The sequence below is a fragment of the Bradyrhizobium sp. SHOUNA76 genome (assembly GCF_023006445.1).
Classification (GTDB): Bacteria; Pseudomonadota; Alphaproteobacteria; order Rhizobiales; family Xanthobacteraceae; genus Bradyrhizobium.
Map to the genome: position 1 here is coordinate 1 of NZ_JALBHA010000679.1, position 2,726 is coordinate 2,726.

Sequence of the window (2,726 nt, forward strand, 5' to 3'; positions counted from 1 at the left end):
AGGGCGGCACCATAGACCCGTTCGGCGCGGTTGCGGTCGCCGACCAGCGCCAGCGCCGCCGCGAGCTGCGACTTCGCGATCGGCGTTGCCAGGTTGGCAAGCTTGGTATCGGCGAGATATCGGAGATCGCCGATGGGTGCCGCGCCGTTGCGCGCGAGCACGTAGAGGCCGTAGGCGAGATCACGCCCACCGTCCTTCTCCGGCTCGTTGCCGTTGACGACGGAGTTGCGGATGCGGTCGAGCGCGTTCTTGAACAGCACGTCCGGCACCACAAATCCCTTCTCGCGGGCGCGGGTCAGGAAGTCCGTCACGTACGCATTCAGCCAGGCATCTTCGCCCCCGGCCGACCACAGGCCGAACGAGCCGTTGGAGCCCTGGCGCGCGAGCAGCCGCTCGATCGCATCGCGGATGCGCTGGTCGACCTCGGTGTCCATCGCCAGATGCGCGCCGGCCGCAAGATCATTGACGTAGAGCAGCGGCAAGGCGCGGCTCGTGATCTGCTCCGAGCAGCCATAGGGATAGCGATCGAGCGCCTTGAGGATCGTCGCCGCGTCGAGCGCCGTCGACAGGCTCGCCGAGACGGAGACGCTGCCGGTGCCCGGCACGAGGTCGGAGAACATGTCCGAGGTCAGCGTCAGGCTCTCGCCCTTCGCCAGCGTCCGGATCGACCGCCGCGCCAGCACCTGCGTCGCCGCCTTGACGTCAAACGCATAGTGGCGCGCCAGGGCCAGGCCGTTCGGGCCCTTGATGTCGACGTCGAGCGTCGCCTGCCCCGCCGCTGTCGCGTCGAGGGCCAGCGAGAACGAGTTGCGCTGCTTGGCGGCGAGCTTGACGGTGGTGGCGGGGTTGCCGGTCATCTTCACCGGGCCGCCCGTCTTCACGTTGATGACGTAGTCGCCGGCCTGGCCCTCGACATTGTCGATCTCGAGGTTGACCGTGCCGCGGTCACCATTGAGCAGGAAGCGCGGCAGGGTCGTCGTCAGCACCACGGGGTCGCGGATCACGACATCGGTGTTGGCGCGGCCGAGCTTGGTCGCGGTCCACGCCACCGCCATCACGCGCGCCGTGCCGGCGAACTCCGGAATGTCGAAGCTCACTTCCGCGGTGCCGTCAGCGGCGACGGTGACGATGCCCGAATACAACGCCAGCGGCTTTTGCGCCGGCGGCGAGCCCTGGAGTTCGCCAGCGCCGGCGTCGCCGCCGGACTTGATCTGGCCGCGCGTGCCTGACATGCCGTCGATCAGCTGTCCATAGAGATCGCGGATCTCGGCACTCAGGCGGCGCTGGCCGAGATAGTAATCGTCCGGAGCCGGCGGCTTGTAATTGGTGAGGTTGAGGATGCCGACGTCGACCGCGGCGATGGCGATCTTGGCGTCCTCGCCCGGATTGAGCCCGTCGAGCTTGACCGGGATCTTCAACGTCGCGTTCGGCCGGATCAGCGCCGGCGGCGACAGCTTCACCTGCAGCGTGCGGGTCTGCTTGTCGATGCCGAACCATTTCAGCCCGATCGCCCGGCCCGGCATGCGCTGGGCAGCGGCATCGAGCGGACGGCGCAGCGTCGCCACGACGTAGGCACCGGTGCCCCAATCCTTGCCGATCGGGAGCTTAACCTGGGCGGTGCCTTCCTTGACGTCGATGGTCTGCGTCGTCAGCAGGCGATCGCCGAGCACGTTGATGGTCAGCTTGCCGGCGCTGCGGACATTGACCGACACCGTCATGGTGTCGCCGGAGGAATATTGCGGCTTGTCGATCGAGGTCTCCAGCAGGTCCGGCGTATCGGCGCTACCGTCGGAGTACCAGCCGACGTCGAACTGCACCGAGGTCACCGGGCCATCGGCCTCGTTCGACTTCACATCGAGCCGGTAGCGGCCGGGCTGGGGGGTGAGCGAAAGCCGCGTCGGCTTGTCGGATGCAACCGTCACGTCACCGTCGGCAACGCGCGAGGTCGACTTGACCGGCTCGTACTCCCAGTAATTGTTCTGGCGATACCATTGATAGCGCGACTCCATCTTCAGGAGCTCGTAACGCAGGCCGTCGCGGCGCAGCCTCTCACCCTCGGGCGAGACGAACAGGATGTCGAACTCGGCCTTGTCGCCTTCGGCCACGTTCTTGTCGCCGAACAGCGGCTTGACGCCGATCTGCGCCGCGGTGGGCGCGACCGGCAGCACGATCTTGCGCTCGACGGCGCGGCCGCCGGTCTCGACCATGCGGACGAAGATCTGCGCCTCCTGCGGACGGGTCGAGGCCGGCTGCTTGTCCAGCGTCACCGGGAAGGTCGCAACGCCGTTGGCGTCGGCTTCCGGCAGACTCTCCAGCGGCGTGCGCTCGTTCGAGGTGGTCTCCTCGTCGGCGACGCCGAACTGGTAGCCGGCAAAGCCCGGGCGCTCGGCCGCGGGCGCGACCAGCATGTCGCCTTCGAGCTGGAGGCCGGAGGCCGGCGCGCCATAGAGGAAATGGCCGTCCGCCTTAAGCTCTACTGGAGCGTTAGCCTTGATCAGCTTGTCCTTGGCGGACAAGTCGAATTCGATCCTGTCGGGGACGTAATCCTCGACCATGAAGGTGGTCTCGCCGACCGAAGAACCCTTCGGGTCGGTGAAGGCACGCACCCGCCAGGTCCCGGTCGGCACAGCCGAATTGAGCGTCACTGCCAGCGAGCGGCCGCCGGCGCCCTGATCGGACAGCACCGCGCGGCGGAATTCGACGCCGTCGGGGCGCTCGATCACCAG

General features: G+C 67.6%; 1 protein-coding gene. It reads right to left on the reverse strand.

What is annotated here, in order from left to right; genetic code table 11:
- On the reverse strand, positions 1-2,726 hold a 2,726-nt coding region (locus MOV74_RS35525; protein ID WP_309486870.1), incomplete at both ends, for an alpha-2-macroglobulin family protein.